Genomic DNA, 25,745 nt, shown 5'->3' with positions numbered 1-25,745 from the left:
AATGCTGCCAGTAAAAATACCTTAATGGAAACTTTAAATATTGAAATGATTGATTATGGCCCCGATTTTCTAATAGCCAGAATGCCGGTAAACTCTAGGGTTTATCAGCCTGACGGTGTTTTGCATGGCGGTGCCACTGCAGCTTTGGCGGAGAGTGTTGGAAGTTTTGCCTCGCATTTATTTATCGATATAGAAAATAATTTTGTGCGCGGTTTGGAAATTACCGCCAACCATTTAAAAAGTGTGAGAGAAGGTTATGTGTATGCCAAAGCTACTTTTTTACATAAAGGGAGAACGACGCAGTTATTGGATATTAGGGTTACAGACGATAACGACAATCTAATTTCTATTTGCCGACTTTCAACCATTTCACTACCAAAAACCAAATAATGACCTCTGAAGATTTTTTTCAAAATATTCATCAGCATTTAAAAAAGCAATTACCTTTTGTAGTCTATAGAAAACCAAATGAAGGTGAAGTGAAAGCCATGCTTCAAAATACCAAGCAACTTCATCTTATTAAAGATTATTCGGAAAAGGGTTTTGTAATGGCTCCTTTTGATGCCACCAAAAGCTCTGTTTTAATTCCTTTTGAAGCATCAGTTTCTATAGCATGCGCATCTGTCAACTTAAGTGAACTTTTAGAACTAAGCAATAAATTAGTAAAAAAGGGTACGTTTCGAGATAATTCTGAAGATGTTGATTCCGATAGAAATTTTCATATAAAACTCGTTCAAAAAGGTGTTGAAGCCATAAAAAAAGCACAGTTTGGGAAGGTTGTTTTATCCAGACGTGAACCTTTTGGATTGAAAGAAGAAAATCCCATAGAAATTTTTAAGCGTTTACTTCAAAATTATCCAACGGCATTCGTGTATTGTTGGTTTCATCCAGAAATTGGTTTGTGGCTTGGAGCTACACCCGAAAATTTAATAAGTACCGAAGGCTCTCGATTTAAAACCATGGCTTTGGCTGGAACGCAGAAATATGAAGGAACAGAACAAGTGCTTTGGCAAAAAAAGGAAAAAGAAGAACAACAATTTGTAACAGATTTTATTTTACAAAGTCTGAAGGAGTCCACGGAAAATATACATATTTCGGAAGTTAAAACGGTTAAAGCTGGAAATCTTCTTCATTTGCAAACCAATATTTCAGGAATTTTAAACTTTAAGAATTCCAGTTTTAAAGATTTGCTAGACCAATTACATCCAACGCCTGCCGTTTGTGGAATGCCTAAAGAAGCCTCTAAACAATTCATTTTAAAAAACGAAAATTACAATAGAGAGTTTTACACAGGCTTTCTAGGCGAATTAAATTTACAGGAAAAAAACACGAGAAATACCAACAGACGAAATGTTGAAAATAATGCCTATGCTTCCATAAAAAACGTATCTAATTTATTTGTAAATCTGCGTTGTATGCAAATCTTAGATAAAAGGGCACTAATTTATGTTGGTGGAGGCATTACCAAAGATTCAAATCCAGAAGCAGAATGGCAAGAAACCTGCTCCAAAGCTTTGGTGATGAAAAAGGTATTGCAATAATTTTATATCGTTAGGCTATTTGTTACATTTACAGTCAGATTTTTTCTAAAATGCTATATTCAAAAAACCCTCTGGCTCAAACTGTTATTCAGTTATGTAAAGCCAAAAACATTCAACATATTGTAATTTCTCCAGGAAGTAGAAATGCGCCATTAACCATTGGTTTTACCAACGACCCTTTTTTTACATGTTATAGTATTGTGGACGAGCGTTGTGCTGGATTTTTCGCATTAGGTATTGCGCAACAAATAGAAGCTCCTGTGGCTCTTGTTTGTACGTCTGGAAGTGCTTTGTTGAATTATTATCCAGCCATTTCGGAAGCTTTTTATAGCGATATTCCCTTGGTGGTTTTATCGGCCGATAGACCTAACTATTTAATAGGAATTGGAGATGGACAAACCATCAATCAGAAGGATGTGTTTGCCAATCATATTTTATTTTCAGCCAATTTAAAGTTGAATTTCGAACATGCGCCAAAAAACTTAAATGAGTCAGAACCTGCAATTATTAGATCCATAGAAAATAAATTGGAACGTATGTTAGGTGTGAAACAGGAACTGGAGGACGAAAACGAAACCAAAATCAATACGGCCATCAATAAAGCTATTTTATCTAATGGCCCTGTTCATATAAATATACCTTTTGAAGAACCTCTTTATGAAACGACGGATAATCTTTTAACCAATCCGAAAGTTATCGATATTGAAAAGAAAAAGAAAAAGATTGACGACTTCTTTATTCAAGAATGTTACGACGATTGGAACAGTTATGCTAAAAAAATGATTTTAGTAGGAGCCAATAAACCCAATCAAATCGAACAAAAAATTCTAGATGAATTGGCTAAGGATAGTAGTGTTATTGTGTTTACGGAGACCACGTCTAACATCCATAACAAGCAATTTTTTAATAGTATTGATAAATTGATTGCGCCTCTTACCGAAGAAGAATTTAAAGATTTACAACCAGATATCTTAGTGACTTTTGGAGGCTTGATCGTGTCTAAAAAAATAAAAAGTTTTTTACGAAAGTATCAACCAAAACACCATTGGCATATTGATAAGAAAACAGCAAACGATACTTTTTTCTGTTTAGACAAACATATAGAAGCCACACCAAACAATTTTTTCAACTCGCTTTTACCAAGACTTACGCACTTTGTGAAAAGTGACTATAGTTCCAATTGGAACGAAGTGAAAGCAAAGAGAAAGGAAAAACACTTGGAATATGTCGAAACCATTCCGTTTAGCGATTTTAAGGTTTTTGATGAAGTTTTAAATAATCTGCCAGAAAAGATTGTTTTACAATTAGGAAACAGTTCTGCCATTAGATATTCGCAACTTTTTGATTTAAATAAAAATATTCCGGTTTTTTGTAATCGCGGTACAAGTGGCATAGATGGAAGTACAAGTACAGCCATTGGTTGCTCTAAAGTCCATAAAAAACAGACGGTTTTAATTACTGGTGACTTGAGTTTCTTTTATGACAGCAATGCCTTGTGGAACAACTATATTCCAAATAATTTTAGAATTGTTGTAATAAATAATCAGGGAGGTGGAATTTTTAGAATTCTTCCAGGAAATAAGGAATCTAAAAAATTCGAAACTTATTTTGAAACTACCCATAATTTTTCTGCGAAGCACCTTTGTAAAATGTATGAGTTAGATTATGCTACTGCAGTCAATGAGAAACAGCTAAAATACCAGTTAAAAACATTTTTTACAGAATCGGAACAACCCAAGTTATTAGAAGTATTTACACCTCGAACAATTAACGATCAAGTGTTATTGGATTATTTTAAATTTATAAAATAGTGTGAATAAGATTTGAATGTTCTTTTAATTTATGGTTTTATCACAAAAAAGTGTAAAAAGCTATAAAAAATTTCATATTTGTGAGGATATCAAGAGAATTTCACTTTTAAATACATAAAAATTGTTTATATTTAGTGTTGAATTATTATTAATCTATAAATTAAAATAAACATGGGAAAAAGAGACGAATTAATTGTGAAGTATGCTGCAGATTTAAAAGACAAATGTGGTGTTAATCCAGATATGGACTTACTAACAAAAGTTACTATTGGTTGTGGACCATCAATTTATAATGCGGATGCAGCAACTGTTTCTGCAACAGATCCTTCAGAATTAGCTACAGTAAAAAATAATTTTCTAATAAAAAAATTAGGATTAAAAGACGGTCCAGACTTAGATAAAGGTATTCAAGTGGTTATGGATCAATACGGACAATCCAACAGAAATAAATATAGACCTGTGGTTTATTATTTATTGACCAAACACTTTAAAAAAGAATCCGTTTATAAATAATCTAAAATTTTAGTATTTAAGCGTTACAATTCCAAATTTAGAATTGTAACGCTTTTTTTATTTCTATAGCTAATATTATTACCTTTACAGCACGATAAATTTAGGAGAATACAATACCTTAGAAATAATTCGTGAATCTGAACAAGGAGCCTATTTGGCAGATGAAGAAGGAAACGAAGTGTTATTACCAAATAGATATGTTCCAGAAACATTTAAGATTTGGGAAAAAATTGAAGTGTTTGTTTATTTAGACAACGAAGAACGCTTAGTTGCAGTAACAGACAAACCATATATTAAAAAAGGCGATTTTGCTTTATTGAGATGTAATGCCGTTACTGAACATGGGGCCTTTTTAGATTGGGGCATGCTTAAGGAGTTATTTTGTCCGTTTGGAGAGCAAGCTTTTAAAATGAAAAAGGGAGGCTGGTATTTTGTGTATTGTTTTTTAGATGAAAAAACCAATAGATTGGTAGCTTCCAGTAAAACCAATCAGTTTTTGGATAATAGAGAACTTACGGTAAGTGAGTTTGAAGAGGTGGACTTAATTGTTTCCCATCCATCAGATATTGGCATGAATGTTATTATCAACAAAAAGCATTTAGGACTTATTTTTAATGATGATATCTTCCAGGATTTAAGTGTTGGAGATCGTTTAAAAGGATATGTTAAAAAAATTAGACCCGACAATAAAATTGACGTTGTTTTAGGTCAAATAGGCTATAGAAATATTGAACCAAATGCCGAAGATATTATGGATCAATTAAGAGCTAACAGTGGTTATTTAAAATTAACTGATAAATCCGATCCGGAAGATATTAAACGCATCCTTCAGATGAGCAAGAAAAGCTTTAAAAAAGCTGTGGGTACATTATATAAGCAAAAACTTATTGAAATTAAGGACGACGGAATTTATTTGATATAACGTAAAATTTCATATTAAAAGAAGAACGAAACATGAATGAGATAAACTGGAAAACTGCCAAAGAATACGAAGACATTACCTATAAAAAATGCAATGGGGTTGCAAGAATTGCTTTTAACCGACCAGATGTTAGAAATGCTTTCAGACCAAAAACCACCAAAGAATTGTATGATGCTTTTTATGATGCTGGTGAAGACGTAAATATTGGAGTTGTATTGCTTTCCGCTGAAGGTCCTTCTTCGAAAGATGGGGTATATTCCTTCTGTTCTGGAGGCGATCAAAAGGCTAGAGGACATCAAGGTTATGTAGGAGAAGATGGGTACCATAGATTAAATATTCTAGAAGTGCAACGGCTTATCAGGTTTATGCCAAAAGCGGTTATTGCTGTAGTTCCAGGATGGGCAGTTGGTGGCGGACACAGTTTACACGTGGTTTGCGATTTAACTTTAGCGAGTAAAGAACATGCCATTTTTAAGCAAACAGATGCCGATGTTACAAGTTTTGATGGGGGTTATGGCTCTGCTTATTTGGCCAAAATGGTGGGTCAGAAAAAAGCACGTGAAATCTTTTTCTTAGGAAGAAATTATTCGGCTCAAGAAGCGTTTGAAATGGGGATGGTAAATGCCGTAGTTCCTCATGAAGACTTAGAAAATACAGCTTATGAATGGGCGCAGGAAATATTAGGGAAATCGCCAACATCCATAAAAATGCTAAAATTCGCAATGAATTTAACAGACGATGGCATGGTTGGACAACAAGTATTTGCTGGTGAAGCAACCCGTCTAGCCTACATGACGGACGAAGCAAAAGAAGGTCGTGATGCTTTTCTTGAAAAACGCAAGCCTAATTTTCCAAAAAAATGGATTCCTTAAATCTATAACCATCTCAAATCTTTTTTATGTTTAAAAACTATACAACCTGGCTGTCAGCTTTTAGGTTAAGAACCCTTCCTTTATCCGTTTCCGGAATTATTGTAGCTGCAAGTTTGGCTGCATATAATGGGGTTTTTAATTGGATGGTGTTTGTCTTTGCGCTTTTAACCACTTTGAGTTTGCAAATTTTATCTAATCTTGCGAACGATTATGGCGATGGAATAAAAGGTACAGACAATCATGAAAGAGTGGGGCCACAACGTGCCATACAAAGTGGGGTTATTACTCCGGAAAAGATGTTTGAAGCCATAAAAATGAATATTCTTATTACCATTGTATTGGCTCTTTTATTAATTCTATCTGCTTTTGGAACGCATCATTTTCTTTTGGGACTGTTGTTCTTTGGTATAGGTTTAATCTCTATTTATGCAGCTGTAAAGTATACCGTTGGAAGCAATGCCTATGGATACAGAGGTTTGGGAGATTTGTTTGTATTTGTGTTTTTTGGTTTTGTAAGTGTTGTTGGCGGTTATGTTTTGTTTTCAAAACAAATAGATCATGTGGTATTTCTTCCGGCGTGTACCATTGGTTTGTTAAGTGTAGCTGTCCTGAATTTAAATAATTTACGTGATATTAATTCCGATAGAAACGCCAATAAAAACACGCTTATCGTTAAAATGGGCTTCGAGAACGGCAAAATATATCACTATTTTTTAGTGGGTTCAGCTATTGTATTATCGGCTTTATTTGGCATTCTTTATTATACATCTATCTTCAACCTAATTTTTGTTTTGGTTTATATTCCTTTAATTAAGCATTTGCTTATGGTTAGGAAAAATAATGAACCAAAATTACTAGATCCGGAATTAAAAAAATTGGCTTTATCTACTTTTGCCTTATCTGTTTTATTGGCAATCGGACATTTGTTATAAGATTTAAGATATAAAATAAACACGCAATCTCTTGTTTTTCAAGTCAATATGTTTTATATTTGATGTGTTGATATTCTATTATCAATACCATGAAGCATATTAAATGGCTTCATATTTTGGGGATTGAAAAACTCAAGCAAATTACTGAAATTTGTTTGAGTTTTTTTTTGTATTTTCCATTTTCAATAACTTTCTATTAAAATCTCTCGATATGAAAATTACTTTTTACGGTCACGCAAGTTTAGGAATTGAAGTTAACGATGTTCATATTTTAATTGATCCGTTTATTTCGGCAAATGAAAAAGCCGCTCATATTGATATACATTCTTTAAAAGCAGATTATATTTTATTGACCCATGCGCATCAAGATCATATTTTGGATGTGGAAGCCATTGCAAAACGTACAGATGCTGTAATTGTATCTAATTTTGAGATTGTTACTTATTTTCAGAATAAAGGTTTTGAAGGACACCCAATGAATCTTGGAGGAAGTTGGGATTTCGAATTTGGAAACGTTAAATACGTGAATGCCATTCATACATCTTCTTTCCCAGATGGTAGTTATGGAGGTCAGCCAGGTGGTTTTGTAATTGAAGGCGAACGGAAAAATATTTATATTGCTGGAGACACAGCGCTTACCATGGATATGAAACTAATTCCGATGCAAATTAAATTGGACTTGGCCATTTTACCCATAGGAGATAATTTCACCATGGGAATTGATGATGCCATTTTAGCAAGTAATTTTATACAATGCGATAAAATATTAGGTTATCACTACGATACTTTTGGATATATTGAAATCGATCACGAAGAAGCAAAACGTAAATTTTTTGATAAAAATAAAGATTTAATGTTATTGAAAATAGGGGAGAGTATTGAGTTGTAATAATTATTTCAATAGATCTCCATGCAAATCATTAATTAACTCGACTCTTCAACACTAACCTATGCAAGAGCTTTGGGAAAAAGCGCTTTAAATACACGCCTAGCACTTCTTTTTTACCAATATAGACTTCGTATTTTTCTTTTCTAATAGCTTTAAGCATGCGCTTTACAAAGACATCAACTTGTAAACCGTTTTCGGTCATGCTATCTTGTTCACCTTGTTTGCTACCATCAGCTGTTAGGGCATTTCTAGCAACATTTGTATTTACAAATCCTGGGCAAATCATGGTTACTTTTATTTGGTCTTTGTCGTGTTCCATACGTAAAGCATCAAAAAAACCATGTAAGGCATGTTTGGCTCCACAATAAGCTGACCTGTAAGGAGAACTAAACTTCCCCATAATACTGGAAACAACCACGTAATGCCCGTTCTGATTATCAACAAAATGTGGTAGAATAGCTTTACTTAATGCCACCGTTCCTAAGTAGTCGATTTCCATAAGTTTTTTATCGACCTCAATGGAGGTCTCTATAATTGCTGAACGCTGACTGATGCCTCCATTATTAATTAAAACATCCACACGTCCAAAGAGTTTCAAAGCATCTTCAAACACAGATTCCATATTAGCGTAGTGTGCCAGATCAAAAACCAAAATCTTTATGTTTTCGGAATTTTTACATTTTTTTTGCACTTCTAAAAGTTGATCTTTATTTCTAGAAGAAAGTATTAATTTACATTCTTGTTTGGATAACTCCATAGCCAAACTTTTTCCTATGCCACTGGAAGCTCCGGTAATCCAAACTACTTTATTTTTAAAGGTCATGCCAATGTGTTTTCGCTTTCAACAGGAATCGAAGGCTGCTGGATTTCTACTTCAGACTGCGATTGTAAACTAGCATGAAGCCATTCTTCTCTTAAATCATTACTTCCTTTTCCAGTGCCATCATGTCTCCAACCAGGAGGTTTTATAAGATATTTCATTCTATTTAGCAAGGATGTTTTACTAGTAAAAACATCCTTTAACATGTGGAACCATTCAATATAAGCTACTTTAACAGGATTAAATGTGTGGATGTTTTCTACCAAGCCATAAACTACTTTTTCCTCGTCCAATTCCTCTTGAAACGTTCCAAAAAGTTTGTCCCAAATAATTAAAATACCAGCATGATTTCTATCCAAGTAAATGGGATTGCTACCATGATGAACTCTATGATGTGAAGGCGTGTTCATAACAGCTTCAAACCATTTAGGAAGCTTGTTTATGGTCTCTGTATGAATCCAGAATTGATACAGCAAACTCACGGACATTTGTAATAATATCATGGCAGGATGAAAGCCGAGCAAAGGCAACCACAACCAAAAAATAAACGTATAAAAACCACCAGACCAAGTTTGTCTTAAAGCGGTACTTAAATTGTAATGTTGTGAAGAATGGTGTACCACATGCGAAGCCCAAAATAATCTGCATTCATGCGAGATTCTGTGAAACCAGTAATAGGATATGTCGTCTGCAAAAAACAATAGAATAAAACTCCACCAAGCTACTGGGATAGTAAAAAATCTGAAGTTTTCATACACAAAAAATAGAGCTAATAGAACGAATCCTTTACTTAAAAGTCCTATAAAAACATTTCCTAAACCCATTGTAATAGAGGTAAAGGCATCCTTAGCTTCGTACGCTTTTATTTTTTGTTTAGTTGTAATAAACAACTCCAAAAGCATGGAAATTATAAAAAATGGAATGGCAAAATGAATGAGATTTGGAAATTCTGGCATGACTATTAAATATAATTGGTAGCCTAATGTACAAAATATTTTGTCTATTTTTGAACCTTACTATGAAAGCAAGCTACCAGAAATACATTTTAAACTTTAAACAAGCCAGCGGCACGTCTAGAGGCGTCTTAAAAACAAAGGAAACCTGGTTTTTAATCCTTGAAAAAGAGGGGAAGATTGGTGTAGGAGAATGTGGTCTTTTTAAAGGTTTGAGTACAGACGATGTGCCACATTATGAAGAAATTCTACAATGGACTTGTTTAAATATTCATTTGGGTTTACAGGTGTTATTAGAGGAGCTTTATAAATTTCCAAGCATTCAGTTTGGATTGGAAACAGCTTTTGCTTCGTTTAAAAGTGAAGATTCTTTTAAAATATTCCCTTCAGAGTTTACTCGAGGAACAGATGCCATTCCAATAAATGGCTTGATTTGGATGGGTTCTGAAGATTTCATGAAACAACAAATAAAAGAGAAACTTGAAGCTGGTTTTTCCTGTATTAAAATGAAAATTGGCGCTATCGATTTTCAAACGGAATTACAGCTTTTAAAATCCATTAGAAAAGAGTTTTCTTCAAAAGTTATCGAATTGCGTGTGGATGCCAATGGGGCTTTTTCACCGTCAGAAGCTTTGGAAAAATTAAAAATACTTTCAGAATTTGATATCCATTCTATTGAACAACCTATAAAACAAGGTCAAATTGAGGACATGGCTAGTTTATGTGAAAAAACTCCTTTAGCAATTGCTTTAGATGAAGAACTGATTGGTATTTTTTCAAAAGAAAAAAAGAAAACCTTGCTTCAAACAATAAAACCACAATATATTATTTTAAAACCAAGTTTGGTTGGCGGTTTTTTAGGAAGTCGGGAGTGGATTGATTTAGCAGAAAATCAAAAATCAGGCTGGTGGATTACAAGCGCCCTAGAAAGTAATGTGGGTTTGAATGCCATTGCACAGTGGACTTACACCTTGAAAAGTGCTTTGCCACAAGGTCTCGGAACAGGAAGTTTATTCACTAATAATTTTACCTCTCCTTTAAATGTAAAAAATGGTACATTGCAGTACCAAAAAAATAAACACTGGAATTTTAACTTATAATATATGTATATAGCTCAAGCTTTTAATGCGTTACACGATTGGTGGAGATACTTAGTTGGAACCATCTTAATTATTATTGCCGTAGTTATCGGGCAAATTCCGTTTACAGTGGCTGTGTTTATGAAGGCCATGAACGAGGGAGAAAGTATTTTTGGATTGGACGAAACCAAAATGATGACCATGTTGGAACCCAATTTGAATTTGTTTTTAATGCTGCTTTCCTTTGCAATTGGTTTAGTAGGACTGTTTTTGGTTGTAAAACTGCTTCATAAGCAAAGTATTGCGTCCTTAACAACTGTTAGAAATAAGATAGATTGGAAACGTATTTGGTTTGCTTTTATACTTTGGGGCGTTATAAGTTCTGGATTTATTCTTTTTGATTATTATTTAACTCCAGAAGATTATGAAGTTAATTTTAAAATGCAACCGTTTATCGTTTTATGCGTTATAGCAGTCGTTTTAGTGCCTTTGCAAACCAGTTTTGAGGAATATCTATTTAGAGGGTATCTAATGCAGGGAATTGGGGTTTTGGCCAAAAATAAATGGGTGCCTTTGTTGACAACTTCAGTTGTTTTTGGAATGTTGCACATTGCAAATCCCGAAGTGGACAAACTAGGTAAGATTATTATGGTTTACTATATAGGAACAGGTCTGTTTTTAGGAATAATGACTCTAATGGACGAAGGAATGGAGTTGGCTCTAGGGTTTCATGCTGCCAATAATTTATTTACAGCCTTATTGGTTACTGCAGACTGGACGGCTTTCCAAACACATTCTGTTTTAAAAGATATGTCTGAACCAACTTCTGCCAGTTTTACCGAAATATTCATGCCAGTTTTTATCGTGTTCCCTTTATTATTGTTCATTTTCTCTAAGAAATATAAGTGGACCAATTGGAAGGATAAATTATTTGGTAATATTGAAGCGCCAATAGTTGAAATACCTTTAGTTAATACAGCATTTGAAGAAAACGTCTTTGAAGATAACAGCCATACAGAATAGAATTTATGATTCCTACTTACGATAAAGTTCACAACCGATTTAAACTAAACAACAAGACCTATACTTACAACGGATTAAATGAGGTTGCCTATGCCTTTATCAAGGAAGGGAAACCATTTGAAAAGGCTTTGGGCGATTTTCTTGCAGATTGGTTGGATTCTAAAGATTATATAAAAACCAAAACCTCTGGGACTACAGGAAAACCAAAAACCATAAAAATTAAAAAGCAGGCCATGGTGTATTCTGCTATTGCAACCGGGAATTATTTTGATTTAAAACCAGGAGATAAAGCGTTGCATTGTTTGCCCACAGAATTTATTGCAGGAAAAATGATGCTGGTTCGAGCCATTATTTTAGGATTGCAAGTAGATGTTGTAGAACCTGGATCCATTTTAAATTTTAGCTCCAAAAAACATTACGATTTTTGTGCTATGGTTCCAATGCAAGTTGAGAATAACTTAAAAAAACTAACTCATGTTAAAAAGCTTATTGTTGGTGGCGCTCCCATGTCCAATGAGCTTATAGAGAAAATAAGGACATTAAAAACGAAGGTTTATGCTACTTATGGCATGACAGAAACCATCACGCACATTGCCGTTAAACCATTGAATAATTTTAATGAGGCAGAAAGTGTCGAGACCTCCTACTATCATACACTTCCAAATATTAGTATTTCTCAAGATAATAGAGAGTGTTTAGTTATTGATGCTCCACAGCTTTCTAAAGAAAATATAATTACCAATGATGTGGTTAAGCTACATTCCGAAACCTCTTTTGAATGGTTGGGAAGAATGGACAATGTTATAAATTCTGGAGGGATTAAATTTTTCCCTGAACAAATAGAAGAGAAATTAAAAAGCATAATCTCACATCGATTTTTTATTGCTTCAGAAGCAGATGATAAATTAGGAGAGAGATTGATTCTTGTTTTAGAAGCAGATAATATCAATTTTCCGACTTCAGTTTTTGATACTTTGGATGCTTATGAAAGACCAAAGAAAACCTATGTAGTTTCAAAATTTGTCGAAACCACTTCTGGTAAAATTCAACGTTTACAAACGATAGCTGCAATTAAAAAATAAAATTATTGCTGCATTTTAAAATAGTAATCCGCTGAATGTTTCCCTGAGCCATAAAACATAAAAAACACACAAACCAATAAAGTAATACTTGCTAATAAAAAATTAGTAGCATTAAATTCTCCCATAAAATTGATTAGAATAGCACCTATTAAAACAGGTATTTGAACAATTATAGCCCATCTGGTCAATAAACCAAAAGTAATTAAAAGTCCACCAACTAAGTGTGAAGCAGCTACATAATGAGCCATAATCATACTTCCAGCATAATTGTCCATTGGTTTAATTAACTCCACCAAGAGCTCGCTATTCGATACAAAATGGACGCCTTTCATAAATAGAAAAGCGCCTAAAGCAATGCGTAAAACATCTAATGGGTAATAGGAATGTGTATTTGCCCATTTGTTTAAGGTTTTTATTTTTCCCATGATCAAAATGTTTGATTTTCAATCATTAAGGTACGAAAAATCTGTTTAAAATGAAAGGCTACACTTGAATAACTCCCAAATTAAATTTTTTCTCAATAGGAGCGTGGTTCGCAGCTTCAATTCCCATACTAATCCAAGTTCTGGTATCCAACGGATCGATTATAGCATCTGTCCAGATTCTGGAAGCAGAATAATATGGAGACACTTGTTTGTCGTAGCGATCTTTTATTTTATTGAATAATTCGTCTTCTTTTTCCTTGGTAATTACTTCGCCTTTCTTTTTTAACGAGGCTGTTTCAATTTGAAGCAATACTTTTGCAGCACTGTTTCCACTCATTACAGCCAATTCGGCACTTGGCCAGGCTACTATTAACCTTGGGTCGTAGGCTTTTCCACACATGGCATAGTTTCCAGCACCATAACTGTTTCCTAATATAATCGTGAATTTTGGAACCACGGAATTACTTACGGCATTTACCATTTTTGCACCATCTTTAATAATTCCTCCATGTTCGCTCTTGCTTCCAACCATGAAACCAGTCACATCTTGCAAGAATACCAATGGAATTTTCTTTTGGTTGCAATTGGTAATAAAGCGCGTGGCTTTATCCGCGCTGTCATTATAGATTACACCTCCAAATTGCATTTCGCCTTGTTTTGTTTTTACCAATTTTCTTTGATTGGCAACAATTCCAACGGCCCAACCGTCAATTCGGGCGTAGGCTGTTATTATGGTTTTTCCATATCCAGCTTTATATTCATCAAATTCGGAATTATCTACCAAGCGCTTGATGATTTCATACATATCATATTGATCTGCACGCGATCTTGGCAATATTCCATAAATATCTTCTTGTATTTCTTTTGGTTTTTTGGAGTCGGCTCGGTTAAATCCAGCCTTATCGAAATCGCCTATTTTATCGACTATCCTTTTAATTCGGTCTAAAGCATCTTTATCATCTTTCGCTTTATAATCGGTAACCCCAGAAATCTCGCAATGGGTAGTTGCGCCACCTAGGGTTTCGTTGTCAATGGTTTCTCCAATAGCAGCTTTTACCAAGTAACTTCCTGCTAAAAAGATACTTCCTGTTTTATCCACTATCATGGCCTCGTCGCTCATAATTGGTAAATAGGCGCCACCAGCTACACAGCTTCCCATAACAGCAGCAATTTGGGTAATTCCCATACTGCTCATAATGGCGTTGTTTCTAAAAATACGTCCAAAATGTTCTTTGTCTGGAAATATTTCATCCTGTAAGGGTAAATAAACACCAGCGGAATCCACTAAGTAAATAATTGGTAATCTGTTTTCTATGGCGATTTCCTGTGCACGTAAATTCTTTTTCCCAGTAATAGGAAACCAGGCTCCAGCTTTAACGGTGGCATCGTTTGCTACAACTATACATTGCTTTCCTTGGATGTATCCCATTTTCACAACAACACCTCCCGAAGGGCAGCCTCCATGTTCCTCATACATGCCATCTCCAGCAAAAGCAGCTATTTCTATGCTATCTCTTTTTTCGTCTAAAAGATAATCAATGCGTTCTCTAGCAGTCATTTTTCCTTTAGCGTGGTGTTTTTCAATATTCTTTTTTCCACCTCCAAGTCTTACTTGGGCAAAACGCTTTTTTAATTCCGAAACTAAAAGTTTATTGTAATCTTCGTTTTTATTGAAGTTGATATCCATAGAAATATTTATTTGGGACGAATTTACAAAAGAAGAACATGGTTTAAAAGCGAATATTTTGTTAAATAACATTACATGGTAATAGTTTCCTAGGAAACTAATTTAATTAATTGTAAATTTGTCAACTAATCCAAATAACATATTTATGAAAAGGAATAAGATTATCTATTATGTAGCAACAGCTCTGTTAACTGTTTTAATATTATTTTCAGCTGGCATGTATTTTTTTAATTATGAGGAAGTAGCTGAAATGTTTACCAGTTTCGGCTATCCAACTTATATTATTTACCCATATGCTGTTATTAAGCTAGTCGGCTTATTTGCCATTTGGAACCCTAACTTTAAAATTATAAAAGAATGGGCATATGCAGGCTTCTTCTATGCATTTATCTTAGCCTTTTTTGCTCATTTCGTGATTAATGATGGGGAACATATTTCTGCTTTACTTGCATTTGTTTTATTAATAATTTCTTATATTTTTAGCAAAAAAATACAAGCTTAATTATGAAAAAAATTATTGCATTTGCGGGTAGTAATAGCAAACAATCTATAAATAAACAGTTAGTAACTTACGCTTCCTCATTAGTAGACAACATAGAAACCCATGTTTTAGATTTAAACGATTTTGATGTCCCTTTGTTTAGTGTGGATTTGGAAGCAGAGATGGGGCATCCAGAAAACGCTAAAAAGTTAGTAGAAGCGATAAAAAATGCAGATGGAATTATAATTTCATTAGCAGAGCACAATGGCGCTTACGCTTCAGTTTTTAAGAATTTATTTGATTGGATTTCAAGAATTGAACAAAAATCATTTCAAAACAAACCCATGTTATTAATGGCAACATCCACAGGAGCTAGAGGTGGAGCTTCAGTTTTGGCAATAGCTAAAGACAGGTTTCCTAGGCACGATGCAAATATTGTAGCAGATTTTTGTCTTCCGTTTTTTGCCAAAAACTTTTCAGAAGGAAAACTTATGGATAAAACTTGGAATGATGAATTACTAAATAAAATAACAATTTTTTCAAAAGCCATATAATATGGAAGTACAACATTCAGAATCGGGCAAAGAAGGAAAATTCTATATTGAGATAGATGGAAGTGAAAAAGCAGAAATGACCTATTCATATATAGATAAACACAAAATAAGTATAGATCATACAGAAGTTCATGAGGAACTAAAAGGACAAGGTGTAGGTTATATCCTTATGGAAGCAGCTGTTAAATTTATGCGAGAAAAAGATATCAAGGCCATTCCAACATGTTCATATGCAGCAGCAGTTTTTAAGAAAAAACAGGAATATGCGGATAGATTGGCATAAACTTACAGAAAATGGGAGATATTTCTAAAGACATACATTCTACTTTTCCAAATGCTAAAGTAAAAGCAATGATAAACATTCTATTTACTGCAAATTGGATTACTAGTTACCAAAATTTATTTTTCAAGCCTTTTAAAATTTCACTACAACAATATAATGTTTTGCGAATATTAAAAGGAGCGGGAGAGGCTTTAAAGGTTCAAACCATTAAAGAACGTATGATAGAAAGGGCGCCAAATGCTACACGATTAATGGATAAGCTTTGTGCTAAAAATTTAATAGAGCGTTTGCCTTGTCCAAATGATAGGAGAGTAGTACATATAAAAATTACAGAAAAAGGATTAAATTTACTTGAAGGTATTTCTAAAGCAAACCAGGAAGATTTACTTAAAAATTTAACCGAAGATGAAGCATCTCAATTAAGTGATTTATTAGATAAAATAAGATATTGAAAACGAGACTCTAGAAACTTGAGATGTGCTTGGTTTTTCTGAAATCATCGCATTTTCAATAAATGCAATTGATGTTTCTGGACAACATTTAATTGAAGTGCCAATGGTATAATGATTAAAACTTCAAAATATGAAAAAGCACCTCTAGGGGTGTTTTTATTGTTTTAAATACCGATATTTGCATTTCTACTAACTATAAAATTACAGATATAATGGCAATGAATAAGAATACTGTTTTGGCCTGGGCTACATCAATTATGATTTTTGTAGGACTGGCATTAATTGCTTTAGGAGCATTTAGATATGATGATGTAGCAGGTTGGGGATTTGCAGCCGTAGGAATCGGATTCTTTGCGGTAGCATGGGTTTTCAATGCCTTAAAAGGGAGGGTTTAAATATTTATTGTTTATAGTTCAAAGCTCTGGAGCTTTTATGTGTTATTTACGCAACTCAGAATTAAAAGGCCTAAAATATAGAAAAAGATTAATTTAACTATAAACCACAAACCAATTAACATAATAATTCAATAACAATTCTCTTATAATTATGAGCGACGATAAAAAAGTAATTTTCTCGATGTCTGGTTTAACCAAGACCTATCAGAGTGCGAATACACCAGTTTTAAAGAATATTTATTTAAGCTTCTTTTATGGTGCAAAAATTGGAATTTTAGGACTTAACGGTTCTGGTAAATCCACTTTATTAAAAATTATTGCAGGAATTGATAAAAACTATCAAGGCGATGTGGTGTTTTCTCCAGGTTATACTGTAGGTTATTTGGAGCAAGAGCCTCAATTGGATGATACCAAAACTGTTATGGAAATTGTAAAGGAAGGAGCTGCCGAAACGGTTGCCATTCTTGATGAATACAATAAAATTAACGACATGTTTGGTTTGGAAGAAGTTTATAGCGATCCAGATAAAATGGAAAAGCTTATGAACAGGCAAGCTATTTTACAAGATCAAATTGACGCTTCAGATGCTTGGGAACTCGATACCAAACTAGAAATCGCCATGGATGCTTTAAGAACTCCAGATGGCGACAAAAAGATAAGTGTACTTTCTGGAGGTGAAAAACGTCGTGTAGCCTTATGTAGATTGTTATTACAAGAGCCGGATGTATTGTTACTGGATGAGCCTACCAACCACTTGGATGCAGAATCCGTACATTGGTTAGAGCATCATTTGGCACAATATAAAGGAACGGTTATTGCAGTAACGCACGATAGATATTTCTTGGATAATGTAGCTGGATGGATTTTAGAGTTGGATAGAGGTGAAGGAATTCCTTGGAAAGGGAATTACTCATCGTGGTTGGAACAAAAATCCAAACGTATGGCCCAAGAGGGAAAAACAGCTTCCAAACGTCAGAAAACCTTAGAACGTGAGTTGGAATGGGTAAGACAAGGAGCAAAAGGAAGACAGACCAAACAAAAAGCACGTTTAAAGAATTACGATAAGTTATTAAGTCAAGACCAAAAACAATTAGACGAAAAACTGGAGATCTACATTCCTAATGGACCACGTTTAGGAACTAATGTTATTGAAGCAGTAGGAGTAAGTAAGGGTTACGACGATAAATTGTTGTACGATAATTTAAACTTCAATTTACCACAAGCTGGAATTGTTGGTATTATTGGTCCAAACGGAGCTGGTAAAACCACCATTTTTAGAATGATTATGGGAGAAGAGACTCCAGATAAAGGTGAATTTAAAGTAGGTGAAACTGCTAAGATTGCTTATGTGGATCAAGCACATTCTAATATTGATCCTGAAAAAACTATTTGGCAAAACTTTAGCAATGAACAAGAATTGGTTATGATGGGCGGCAGACAGGTTAATTCCCGTGCCTATTTAAGCAGATTTAACTTTAGTGGAAGCGAACAGAATAAAAAAGTAAACATGCTTTCTGGAGGAGAACGTAACCGACTGCATTTGGCCATGACACTTAAAGAAGAAGGAAACGTATTGTTGCTAGATGAGCCTACAAACGACTTGGATGTTAACACCTTAAGAGCTTTAGAAGAAGGTCTTGAAAACTTTGCTGGTTGTGCAGTAGTTATATCGCATGATAGATGGTTTTTAGATAGAATTTGTACACACATCTTAGCTTTTGAAGGCAACTCGGAAGTTTATTTCTTTGAAGGTAGTTTTAGTGATTACGAAGAGAATAAAAAACAACGTCTTGGTGGCGATTTAATGCCAAAACGAATTAAATACCGAAAATTAGTTAGATAGTTTTTGATGAATAGTACTAAAAAAGCCTCGAAATTTCGAGGCTTTTTTAGTTGATATATTATTAGATTTATTAATGGTTGTCGTATAAATGACTTTCAGTAAAGTCTTTATAGATTTTGTTGTTATCGTCGGAATCTATAGTAAACGTCTGACTCAATTTATCACTTTCTTTTCTTAATAAATAAGATTTTCTCCATCCTAAAACAAGTAGTATTAAGAAGAAAACAACCGAAATAAATAGGGCAGTAACAACACTGATTTGTTCCATAATAGATATAAACAGAACTCTGGGAAATAGAATATATTCTAACATGCAGGTACTCGATTTGGTTAATAGCTATTCAAATATAAGCTTTATTTTTAAACTAAACAACTAGCCTCTAAAAGATTAAAGAATCCGAGTCAAACATAATAAATGGATTAATTATTCTTGCATTCATCATTTTCAGGGGGCTCAAGCTTTTTTATGCTGTTAAACTTGTCTGTTTTTTATAGCAACAAGAATGCTTTTTAGATTTATAAACTAGCACAGTACTTATTCTGTTTTCCTAGCTCTTCCTGTGCTTAAACACAAAAAAAAATGTTTAAAATCACCTTATTTAGAACGGAAAAGGATGATTTAAATCCAATTTATAAAACGGAATGGTACTAAGGATTTATGCAAAAGAACTTTCCTAAGCTTGACCATGTTTGAATAAATTCATGAATAATTAAAAGTTAACTAAATCTATTTTTTAAATCTTCCACTACTAATTCAATTTGTTTGTTTTTCGCTTTATTTTCTAACCTAATGGCAGGCGCTTGTCTGACCTCACAATTAGAAATAGCACATCGTTCGCAGGTAACTCCAACTTCCGTGTTTTTTATTTTTGAAGATTCTAAAAAGGCTAATTTTCTTTTTAACTGTTTATCAATTAATAATCCCACACTAATACTTCTAAAATAGGACTCTCTAAAAGGATCTTTTGTTGCCGATGACAAAACGAGATAACTCATATTATCACTTGGATAATTAGAAATCTGCATATCAAAAATATGCTCTTTATTACTGGTGCTAATGTCTTTTAAAACCTTTAAGGAAACCCAGCGTCTGCAATAATGCTCATTGGTTTCGTTTGCATGCGGTGAATGTTGATGCGATAAATGCAATTCTTTTTTAAGATGAAATCTTTCGGTTCCTTCACGATGGGAAAAACGTAAAAAGAATAGATTTTGAATGTTAAAATCTTTGGGCAATATGTTTGTCAAACGCTGGTAAAACGATTCCGGAGACGCATTGAAGGATTGTATGATATCTAAAAGCAACTTCTCATCAAAGGTTTTTTTACTAAAAAGTTTACTGAGTTTTTCTGTAATGACTGCTCGTGGTAATATTAGTGCTCCAGCAAAATAAGAGGCATAAAAATTGTTTAATACCTGATCAAAGTTTTCGAATTTAATCCAGGAAAAGGTGTAAAGACGTTCTTTAAAGTCTAAATAATTATAGGCTATCTCTTTGGCGTATATAAAGGTTTTTTGAGCATCGTCCATTTTACTGGCCAATAACAACGTTTTTGTTTTAGGCACAAAAACTGAACGAAGATTATCTAAAGCTAAATGTTTGTCTAATTCTGTTTCATTTATGGTATAACCATATTCCTCAATAAGTATTTCTTCTAGTTCTTTGGATGAAATTGATTTGGTTAAATCTATTTGATAAGCTTTGGCAAATTTAACAACACTTTGTTCTATGTCGTCAAAATAATTGTTGTTTGCTTCTTGAAATGAACGTACGGAAGCCAAATAAAAACTCTCACGGCTAAAATTATAGTTTTGGGCAATTTCTATTATGGTACTTATAAAGGCATTTACTTTTGCTGGGGCATTGGAAATAATATCAATTAGGTTGCTCTCTTTGATCCCGAAAAGTTCAAGGGGAATTTCCTTTAGGATTTTAGATTGTAAGATTTCGCCAATTGGAGCCAGATTCTTATCTAGCTTTAAAGAAACCATTTGATCGTAAGGCACATCTAGTTTCTCAGATAAGATAGCTATTTTATCAGGTTTTGGGTATTTTTTTCCCTTTTCAATTTCGTTTAAATAGGATTTTGATAAACCCGAAAGTTTGGATAAACCAAAGAGGGATAAATTCTTTTCAGTCCGCTTCTGTTTCAATTTTAAACCAAAAATAAGTTTAATGTATTCTTCTTCCATAAAACAAAGATAGTATTTTTTGCGTATTTGTTTATTTTGCGAATTTAATTATTTAGCGAACGTTCGCTTGGTTTTTTAAAATGTTTGTTTTATTATTGTAACTGAAAAACAATAACAGCATGGAAAACACAATATTAATTCAGAAAAAAATTCAATTCTCAGATGAGGTATCTCATTTTTATCCAGAGATCTTAACTCAAGAAGCTTTAGATTTTATTCGTGTTTTGCACGATAAGTTTAATAATGGTAGGTTGGAATTGTTGGCATCCAGAAAAATTCAACAAGCACTTTTCGATAAAGGTGTTTTGCCAAACTTTCCTGCGGAAACTAAAAATATTAGAGAATCCGATTGGGTTGCAAATTCTATTCCTAAAGATTTATTAGATAGGAGAGTTGAAATTACTGGACCCGTAGAAAGAAAAATGGTTATTAATGCTTTAAACTCGGATGCAAAAACCTTTATGGCAGATTTTGAAGATAGTACAGCGCCATCATGGGAAAATATTATGGATGGTCAGCAAAACCTAAAAGATGCTATAAAGAAAACAATTTCGTTTACTAATAAAGACAAAACCAAACAGTATAAATTACATGCTAAGACAGCAGTTTTATTGGTGCGCCCTAGAGGTTTACATTTAAATGACAAACATCTTTTAATTGGTGGAGAACAAATTTCTGGTAGCTTGTTGGATTTTGGTTTATATGTTTTTCATAATGCTAAAGAGCTCATGAAAAATAATACGGCTCCATATTTTTACCTTCCAAAACTAGAACATTATTTAGAAGCACGTTGGTGGAACCAGGTTTTTGAATTTTCTCAGGACTATTTAAATGTACCAAAAGGAACTTTTAAGGCAACTGTTTTGGTTGAAACTATTACAGCTAGTTTTCAGTTAGACGAAATTATTTACGAATTAAAAGATCATATCGTAGGATTAAATTGTGGACGTTGGGATTATATTTTTTCATATATCAAAAAATTTAGAAATCACGCTAATTTCACAGTTCCAAATAGAGACCAAGTAACCATGGCTTCACCGTTTATGGATGCTTATTCTAAGTTAGTTATACAACGTTGCCATAAAAGAGGGATTCATGCCATTGGCGGGATGGCTGCGCAAATTCCTATTAAAAATGATGATTATGCCAATATTATAGCTTTAGAAAAAGTGAGAGCAGATAAAGAACGGGAGGTTAAGAATGGTCATGATGGAACATGGGTTGCCCATCCGGCCTTAGTTAAAATAGCGCTGCAAGAGTTTGATAAATATATGCCTACAGAAAATCAGTTGCATATTAAGAGAGATGCTGATTATATTACTCAAGAAAACCTACTTGAATTACCCATTGGAACAGTAACCGAAGCAGGTATTAGAAAAAATATTAATGTCGCCATCCTTTATATGGAAGCTTGGCTACGTGGTTATGGCGCTGTTGCTCTATATAATTTAATGGAAGACGCTGCAACTGCTGAAATATCTAGAACTCAAATCTGGCAATGGCTTAAAAATGAAGTCGTACTGGAAGATGGAAGAAAATTCAATATCGAACTTTATATGACCATTTTTGATGAAGAAATTGAAAAAATACTATCAAAAATCGGACAAGAAAATATCGAAAACACCAAATTCGACCTAGCAATAAAATTATTTGATAAACTGGTATTGTCAGACAAATTTGAAGAATTCTTAACAGAATCCGCTTATCAAAATCTATAACAATAAAAAATCCTGAGAATGCTCGAACACTCAGCAGGATTCAATTATTAATTTATAATAACCTAACGCAAAAGTATGAAAAATTTAGCACAATCAAATTATAGTTCTGCCTTGCAGACTGTAAGAAACCTTAAAGAAAAGTACGGAGAAACTTGGAACGCCATTAATCCTGAAAGCGCAGCTAGAATGGTTGCTCAAAACCGTTTTAAAACAGGTTTGGATATCGCAAAATACACAGCAGCCATTATGAGAAAAGATATGGCTGAATACGATGCAGATTCATCTAACTATACCCAATCTCTAGGTTGTTGGCACGGGTTTGTGGCTCAACAAAAAATGATTGCTGTTAAAAAACATCACAAAACCACAAATAAAAAATACTTATATCTTTCTGGTTGGATGGTAGCTGCCTTGCGTTCAGAATTTGGACCCTTACCAGATCAATCCATGCACGAAAAAACGGCAGTTCCCGCTCTAATAAAGGAGATATATGATTTCTTACGTCAAGCGGATGCCATTGAACTAAACGATCTATTTAAAAGACTTGAGAGAGGAGAAGATGTGCAAGATCAAATTGATAATTATGAAACACACATCGTTCCTATTATTGCTGATATTGATGCTGGTTTTGGAAATGAAGAAGCTACTTATCTTTTGACAAAAAAAATGATTGAAGCTGGAGCTTGTGCCATTCAAATTGAAAATCAAGTGTCCGACGCCAAACAATGTGGACATCAAGATGGGAAGGTTACTGTGCCACATGAAGATTACATCGCTAAATTAAATGCCATTAGATATGCGTTTTTGGAGCTAGGTGTGGATGATGGGATTATAGTTGCAAGAACCGACTCTGAAGGTGCTAGTTTAACACAAAAATTACCAGTTAGTCAAGAGCCTGGAGATTTGGCTTCCCAATATTTAGCTTTTGTTGAAGCAGAAGAAATAACTATTGATCATGCCAAAGAAGATGATGTTCTACTAAAACGAGATGGGAAATTAGTACGTCCGGTTAGATTGCCCAATGGTTTATATAAATTTAAAGAAGGCTCTAACATAGATCGAGTTGTTTTAGATTGTATTACGAGTCTTCAAAACGGAGCAGATCTTTTATGGATTGAAACACCAACGCCAAATGTGAAGCAAATTGCCCTTATGGTAAATAGGGTTAAAGAAGTTGTGCCAAATGCTAAATTGGTTTACAATAATTCACCATCTTTTAACTGGACCTTAAATTTCCGTAATCAAGTGTATGCTGAAATGTTAGCATTAGGAAAAGACATGTCTGAATATGATAAAAACAATTTAATGGATGCTAGATACGATGCTTCAGAGCTTTGTAAAATTGCAGATGAAAAAATAAGAACGTTCCAAACAGATGGTGCGAGAGAAGCCGGAATTTTTCATCACTTAATTACTTTGCCAACATATCATACTACAGCACTAGATATGAACAATCTTACAGAAGGATATTTTGGAGATCAAGGCATGTTGGCTTATGTTGAGGGAGTTCAAAGACAAGAAATTCGTAAAGGAGTTTCCTGTGTGAAGCATCAACGCATGGCAGGTTCAGATTTAGGTGATGCCCATAAAACCTTCTTTGCTGGAGATAAAGCGTTAAAAGCTGGAGGCGAGAAAAACACTTCAAATCAATTTGAATTAAAATCGGAAAACAATAAAGTTGAAGAAAAACTAACAGTGGTTGTCTAAATAAATGGTATAAATTAAAAAGAGGCTGAATGAAAAGATCTGATACTTTTCATTCAGCCTCTTTTTTATAAAGGGTATTCCATTTTAATATCACAACGGGCATAAGGGCAATTAGCTTCTACTGGGATTTCAACAAATCCAAACTTTTTATAAATATAAATAGCGTTTTCTAGTTTTTTGCTAGAATAGAGGAGGAGTCTTTTAAACTGCCGCTCTTTAGCAAAATCTAAACAGTATTGCATTAATTTTTGGCCTAGTTTATGACCACGGAATTCTGGAGAAACGGCCATTTTAGTGAGCTCAAAAGTGTCTTTTTTTTGTATTGGAATTAAAGCTACTGTGCCTATCACTTGTTTGTTTAGTAAAGCAAAAAAAATAAAACCACCTTTATCAATAATGTGTTTTTTAGGATTACTTAATATTTCCTCATCAATAGGTTCTACGCTAAAAAGGTTTTTTAACCATGCTATATTTAACGTGTAGAAATCTTTAGAGTACTCTGTCTTAAACGGAATGATTTCTATTTGCATGGGCTCTAATAAAGTCGGTTATTAAATAAGTAATTAGTTTCCCTACTTGAGTTTCAGTTTCTGGTGTTGGAGCAGCTTCACAAATGTGTAAATAGGTTGCTTTTTCATCTTTCCCAAAATAAGACACAAATTGTCGGGTTTCTTCTACCGAAAAACCACTTGGGGTCATGGCGCTACTTGGTATGTTCTGGATGGCATCGCAGTCTATTTCTATTCCGAAATAATTTTCTGAAATGTGATTTAGAGCTCGCAACATTTCACCTTGCAAAGGAGGTTTTTTTCTAATCTTCATGGCTTCGAAAGTTGTATAATCCAAGTTTTTGTTTTCATCTAGAGTTTTGAAAATATCCATGGACGTATAGTTTTCATGAAGTCCGAAAATGAAATATTTCTTTAAAAACCCTTCAGAATAGGCATATTTAAAGCCATTTCCACTATGTCTGCCTTCTTCTTTTCTGAAATCTGAATGAGCATCAAAATTAACCACATTTATGCGGGTGTTCAAGGCTAAAGAAGCTCCTTTTATGTTTCCATACGCATTGTTATGTCCACCACCAACAATGATTGGTTTTTTACCTGCTTTTACTATTTGATAAATACAATTGGATACTTCAGCATCTATTTTAGAAACCAATTTCCTTGCTTTTTCTATATCTTTTGCTTTATTTTGATCCAGTTTTGATAATTTTTCCAGTACCTTTTCAAAATTAAGATGTCCTAAAATCAATACCTTATCAGCATGTGTAAACGCATTATTTTGTATATTTAACAGAACTTTAATAGTGGCATCCCAAGCGGCCGAAGTCCCTGTGTTTCCGTAGTTAGCGAAAACACCTACATCTTCTGGAAGACCAAGAATTACATATTCAACGTCCAAAGTTTTAAGATCTTCGTATATATTAGAAATGTCGTTAAGCGTTCTTATATGTTCCCCGAATTTGGATTCACCTGGTCTTTTTTTTAAAAGCTTCTTTAATTTGCTAGTAGTGAATAGAATAAGATTGTTGTCCATAATGAAGTTTCATCTTTAAGGAGCTAAA

General features: G+C 33.8%; 27 protein-coding genes. 19 read left to right on the top strand and 8 right to left on the bottom strand.

Features of this window, described 5'->3' with window-relative positions; translation table 11 throughout:
* The 8 genes from VKY47_RS10225 to VKY47_RS10190 all read left to right on the top strand — a co-directional run.
* On the top strand, positions 1-390 hold a 390-nt coding region (locus VKY47_RS10225), incomplete at its 5' end, for a PaaI family thioesterase (protein ID WP_324312545.1).
* On the top strand, positions 390-1,541 hold the full coding sequence (locus VKY47_RS10220; protein ID WP_324312543.1) for a chorismate-binding protein: 1,152 nt from the start codon (positions 390-392) through the stop codon (positions 1,539-1,541). The genes VKY47_RS10225 and VKY47_RS10220, both read left to right, overlap by 1 nt.
* 50 nt (positions 1,542-1,591) lie before the next feature.
* Entirely contained in the window at positions 1,592-3,352 is a 1,761-nt protein-coding gene (gene menD, locus VKY47_RS10215; protein ID WP_324312541.1) for a 2-succinyl-5-enolpyruvyl-6-hydroxy-3-cyclohexene-1-carboxylic-acid synthase, read from the top strand.
* Positions 3,353-3,523: 171 nt separating this feature from the next.
* Complete coding sequence (locus VKY47_RS10210; RefSeq protein WP_324312539.1) at positions 3,524-3,865, top strand: DUF2853 family protein; 342 nt, start codon at positions 3,524-3,526, stop codon at positions 3,863-3,865.
* 94 nt (positions 3,866-3,959) lie between these two features.
* On the top strand, positions 3,960-4,787 hold the full coding sequence (locus VKY47_RS10205; RefSeq protein ID WP_324312548.1) for a CvfB family protein: 828 nt from the start codon (positions 3,960-3,962) through the stop codon (positions 4,785-4,787).
* 32 nt (positions 4,788-4,819) lie between these two features.
* On the top strand, positions 4,820-5,659 hold the full coding sequence (locus VKY47_RS10200; RefSeq protein ID WP_324312537.1) for a 1,4-dihydroxy-2-naphthoyl-CoA synthase: 840 nt from the start codon (positions 4,820-4,822) through the stop codon (positions 5,657-5,659).
* 26 nt (positions 5,660-5,685) lie between these two features.
* Positions 5,686-6,591, top strand: a complete 906-nt coding sequence (menA, locus tag VKY47_RS10195; RefSeq protein ID WP_324312535.1) for a 1,4-dihydroxy-2-naphthoate octaprenyltransferase — start codon at positions 5,686-5,688, stop codon at positions 6,589-6,591.
* A gap of 211 nt (positions 6,592-6,802) precedes the next feature.
* Positions 6,803-7,480 (top strand): metal-dependent hydrolase, encoded by a 678-nt coding sequence (locus VKY47_RS10190; protein ID WP_324312534.1) that lies wholly within the window; start codon positions 6,803-6,805, stop codon positions 7,478-7,480.
* Between the two features lie 31 nt (positions 7,481-7,511).
* On the opposite strand, the gene VKY47_RS10185 is transcribed toward VKY47_RS10190, so the two are convergent.
* Both VKY47_RS10185 and VKY47_RS10180 read right to left on the bottom strand, forming a co-directional pair.
* Positions 7,512-8,303 carry an SDR family oxidoreductase gene (locus VKY47_RS10185; RefSeq protein ID WP_324312532.1) on the bottom strand — a complete coding sequence of 264 codons (792 nt, stop codon included), beginning with the start codon at positions 8,301-8,303 and terminating at the stop codon, positions 7,512-7,514.
* Positions 8,300-9,256 (bottom strand): sterol desaturase family protein, encoded by a 957-nt coding sequence (locus VKY47_RS10180; protein ID WP_324312530.1) that lies wholly within the window; start codon positions 9,254-9,256, stop codon positions 8,300-8,302. Before VKY47_RS10180 ends, VKY47_RS10185 begins: the two co-directional genes overlap by 4 nt.
* Positions 9,257-9,318: 62 nt before the next feature.
* Here VKY47_RS10180 and VKY47_RS10175 point away from each other — a divergent pair, with 62 nt between their 5' ends.
* From VKY47_RS10175 to VKY47_RS10165, 3 genes are read left to right on the top strand one after another with little or no spacing between them, the layout of a single operon-like run.
* On the top strand, positions 9,319-10,353 hold the full coding sequence (locus tag VKY47_RS10175; RefSeq protein ID WP_324312528.1) for an o-succinylbenzoate synthase: 1,035 nt from the start codon (positions 9,319-9,321) through the stop codon (positions 10,351-10,353).
* A 3-nt stretch (positions 10,354-10,356) separates the two neighbouring features.
* Complete coding sequence (locus VKY47_RS10170; protein WP_324312526.1) at positions 10,357-11,355, top strand: CPBP family intramembrane glutamic endopeptidase; 999 nt, start codon at positions 10,357-10,359, stop codon at positions 11,353-11,355.
* 5 nt (positions 11,356-11,360) lie between these two features.
* Complete coding sequence (locus VKY47_RS10165; RefSeq protein WP_324312525.1) at positions 11,361-12,437, top strand: AMP-binding protein; 1,077 nt, start codon at positions 11,361-11,363, stop codon at positions 12,435-12,437.
* Between the two features lie 2 nt (positions 12,438-12,439).
* Here VKY47_RS10165 and VKY47_RS10160 read toward each other — a convergent pair whose 3' ends face one another.
* The gene (locus tag VKY47_RS10160; protein ID WP_324312524.1) at positions 12,440-12,862 is read right to left on the bottom strand and encodes a DoxX family protein; all 423 of its coding nucleotides are present in this window, start codon (positions 12,860-12,862) and stop codon (positions 12,440-12,442) included.
* Between the two features lie 58 nt (positions 12,863-12,920).
* Positions 12,921-14,549: an acyl-CoA carboxylase subunit beta gene (locus VKY47_RS10155; protein ID WP_324312546.1), complete on the bottom strand. Its 1,629-nt coding sequence runs from the start codon at positions 14,547-14,549 to the stop codon at positions 12,921-12,923.
* A 145-nt stretch (positions 14,550-14,694) separates the two neighbouring features.
* On the opposite strand from VKY47_RS10155, the gene VKY47_RS10150 reads away from it, so the two are divergent.
* The 6 genes from VKY47_RS10150 to ettA all read left to right on the top strand — a co-directional run bounded on the left by VKY47_RS10150 (position 14,695) and on the right by ettA (position 18,557).
* Positions 14,695-15,051: a DoxX family protein gene (locus VKY47_RS10150; RefSeq protein ID WP_324312522.1), complete on the top strand. Its 357-nt coding sequence runs from the start codon at positions 14,695-14,697 to the stop codon at positions 15,049-15,051.
* A gap of 2 nt (positions 15,052-15,053) precedes the next feature.
* The gene (locus VKY47_RS10145; protein WP_324312521.1) at positions 15,054-15,584 is read left to right on the top strand and encodes an NADPH-dependent FMN reductase; all 531 of its coding nucleotides are present in this window, start codon (positions 15,054-15,056) and stop codon (positions 15,582-15,584) included.
* Position 15,585: 1 nt separating this feature from the next.
* Positions 15,586-15,867, top strand: a complete 282-nt coding sequence (locus VKY47_RS10140; protein ID WP_324312520.1) for a GNAT family N-acetyltransferase — start codon at positions 15,586-15,588, stop codon at positions 15,865-15,867.
* Positions 15,868-15,878: 11 nt separating this feature from the next.
* On the top strand, positions 15,879-16,319 hold the full coding sequence (locus VKY47_RS10135; protein WP_324312518.1) for a MarR family winged helix-turn-helix transcriptional regulator: 441 nt from the start codon (positions 15,879-15,881) through the stop codon (positions 16,317-16,319).
* A 212-nt stretch (positions 16,320-16,531) separates the two neighbouring features.
* Positions 16,532-16,714, top strand: coding sequence for a CAL67264 family membrane protein (locus VKY47_RS10130; protein ID WP_324312516.1), 183 nt, complete (start codon positions 16,532-16,534; stop codon positions 16,712-16,714).
* A gap of 151 nt (positions 16,715-16,865) precedes the next feature.
* On the top strand, positions 16,866-18,557 hold the full coding sequence (gene ettA, locus VKY47_RS10125) for an energy-dependent translational throttle protein EttA (protein WP_324312515.1): 1,692 nt from the start codon (positions 16,866-16,868) through the stop codon (positions 18,555-18,557).
* Between the two features lie 70 nt (positions 18,558-18,627).
* On the opposite strand, the gene VKY47_RS10120 is transcribed toward ettA, so the two are convergent.
* Together VKY47_RS10120 and VKY47_RS10115 are read right to left on the bottom strand one after the other, a co-directional pair.
* Positions 18,628-18,825 carry a hypothetical protein gene (locus VKY47_RS10120; protein ID WP_324312514.1) on the bottom strand — a complete coding sequence of 66 codons (198 nt, stop codon included), beginning with the start codon at positions 18,823-18,825 and terminating at the stop codon, positions 18,628-18,630.
* A 449-nt stretch (positions 18,826-19,274) separates the two neighbouring features.
* Positions 19,275-20,750: a helix-turn-helix domain-containing protein gene (locus VKY47_RS10115; protein WP_324312513.1), complete on the bottom strand. Its 1,476-nt coding sequence runs from the start codon at positions 20,748-20,750 to the stop codon at positions 19,275-19,277.
* Between the two features lie 119 nt (positions 20,751-20,869).
* Between VKY47_RS10115 and aceB the strand changes: the two genes are divergently transcribed.
* Both aceB and VKY47_RS10105 read left to right on the top strand, forming a co-directional pair.
* Positions 20,870-22,468: a malate synthase A gene (gene aceB, locus VKY47_RS10110; protein WP_324312512.1), complete on the top strand. Its 1,599-nt coding sequence runs from the start codon at positions 20,870-20,872 to the stop codon at positions 22,466-22,468.
* Between the two features lie 75 nt (positions 22,469-22,543).
* Complete coding sequence (locus tag VKY47_RS10105; protein WP_324312511.1) at positions 22,544-24,175, top strand: isocitrate lyase; 1,632 nt, start codon at positions 22,544-22,546, stop codon at positions 24,173-24,175.
* 65 nt (positions 24,176-24,240) lie between these two features.
* Here the strand turns inward: VKY47_RS10105 and VKY47_RS10100 are convergent, their stop codons facing one another.
* Positions 24,241-24,705, bottom strand: a complete 465-nt coding sequence (locus VKY47_RS10100) for a GNAT family N-acetyltransferase (RefSeq protein WP_324312510.1) — start codon at positions 24,703-24,705, stop codon at positions 24,241-24,243.
* On the bottom strand, positions 24,680-25,717 hold the full coding sequence (locus VKY47_RS10095) for a formimidoylglutamase (protein ID WP_324312509.1): 1,038 nt from the start codon (positions 25,715-25,717) through the stop codon (positions 24,680-24,682). Before VKY47_RS10095 ends, VKY47_RS10100 begins: the two co-directional genes overlap by 26 nt.
* Positions 25,718-25,745 lie beyond the last annotated feature (28 nt).

This window comes from Xanthomarina sp., from assembly GCF_035306705.1.
Lineage (GTDB): Bacteria > Bacteroidota > Bacteroidia > Flavobacteriales > Flavobacteriaceae > Xanthomarina.
Note: the sequence above shows the minus strand (reverse complement) of the source record. Positions and strands in the feature narration are given on the sequence as shown.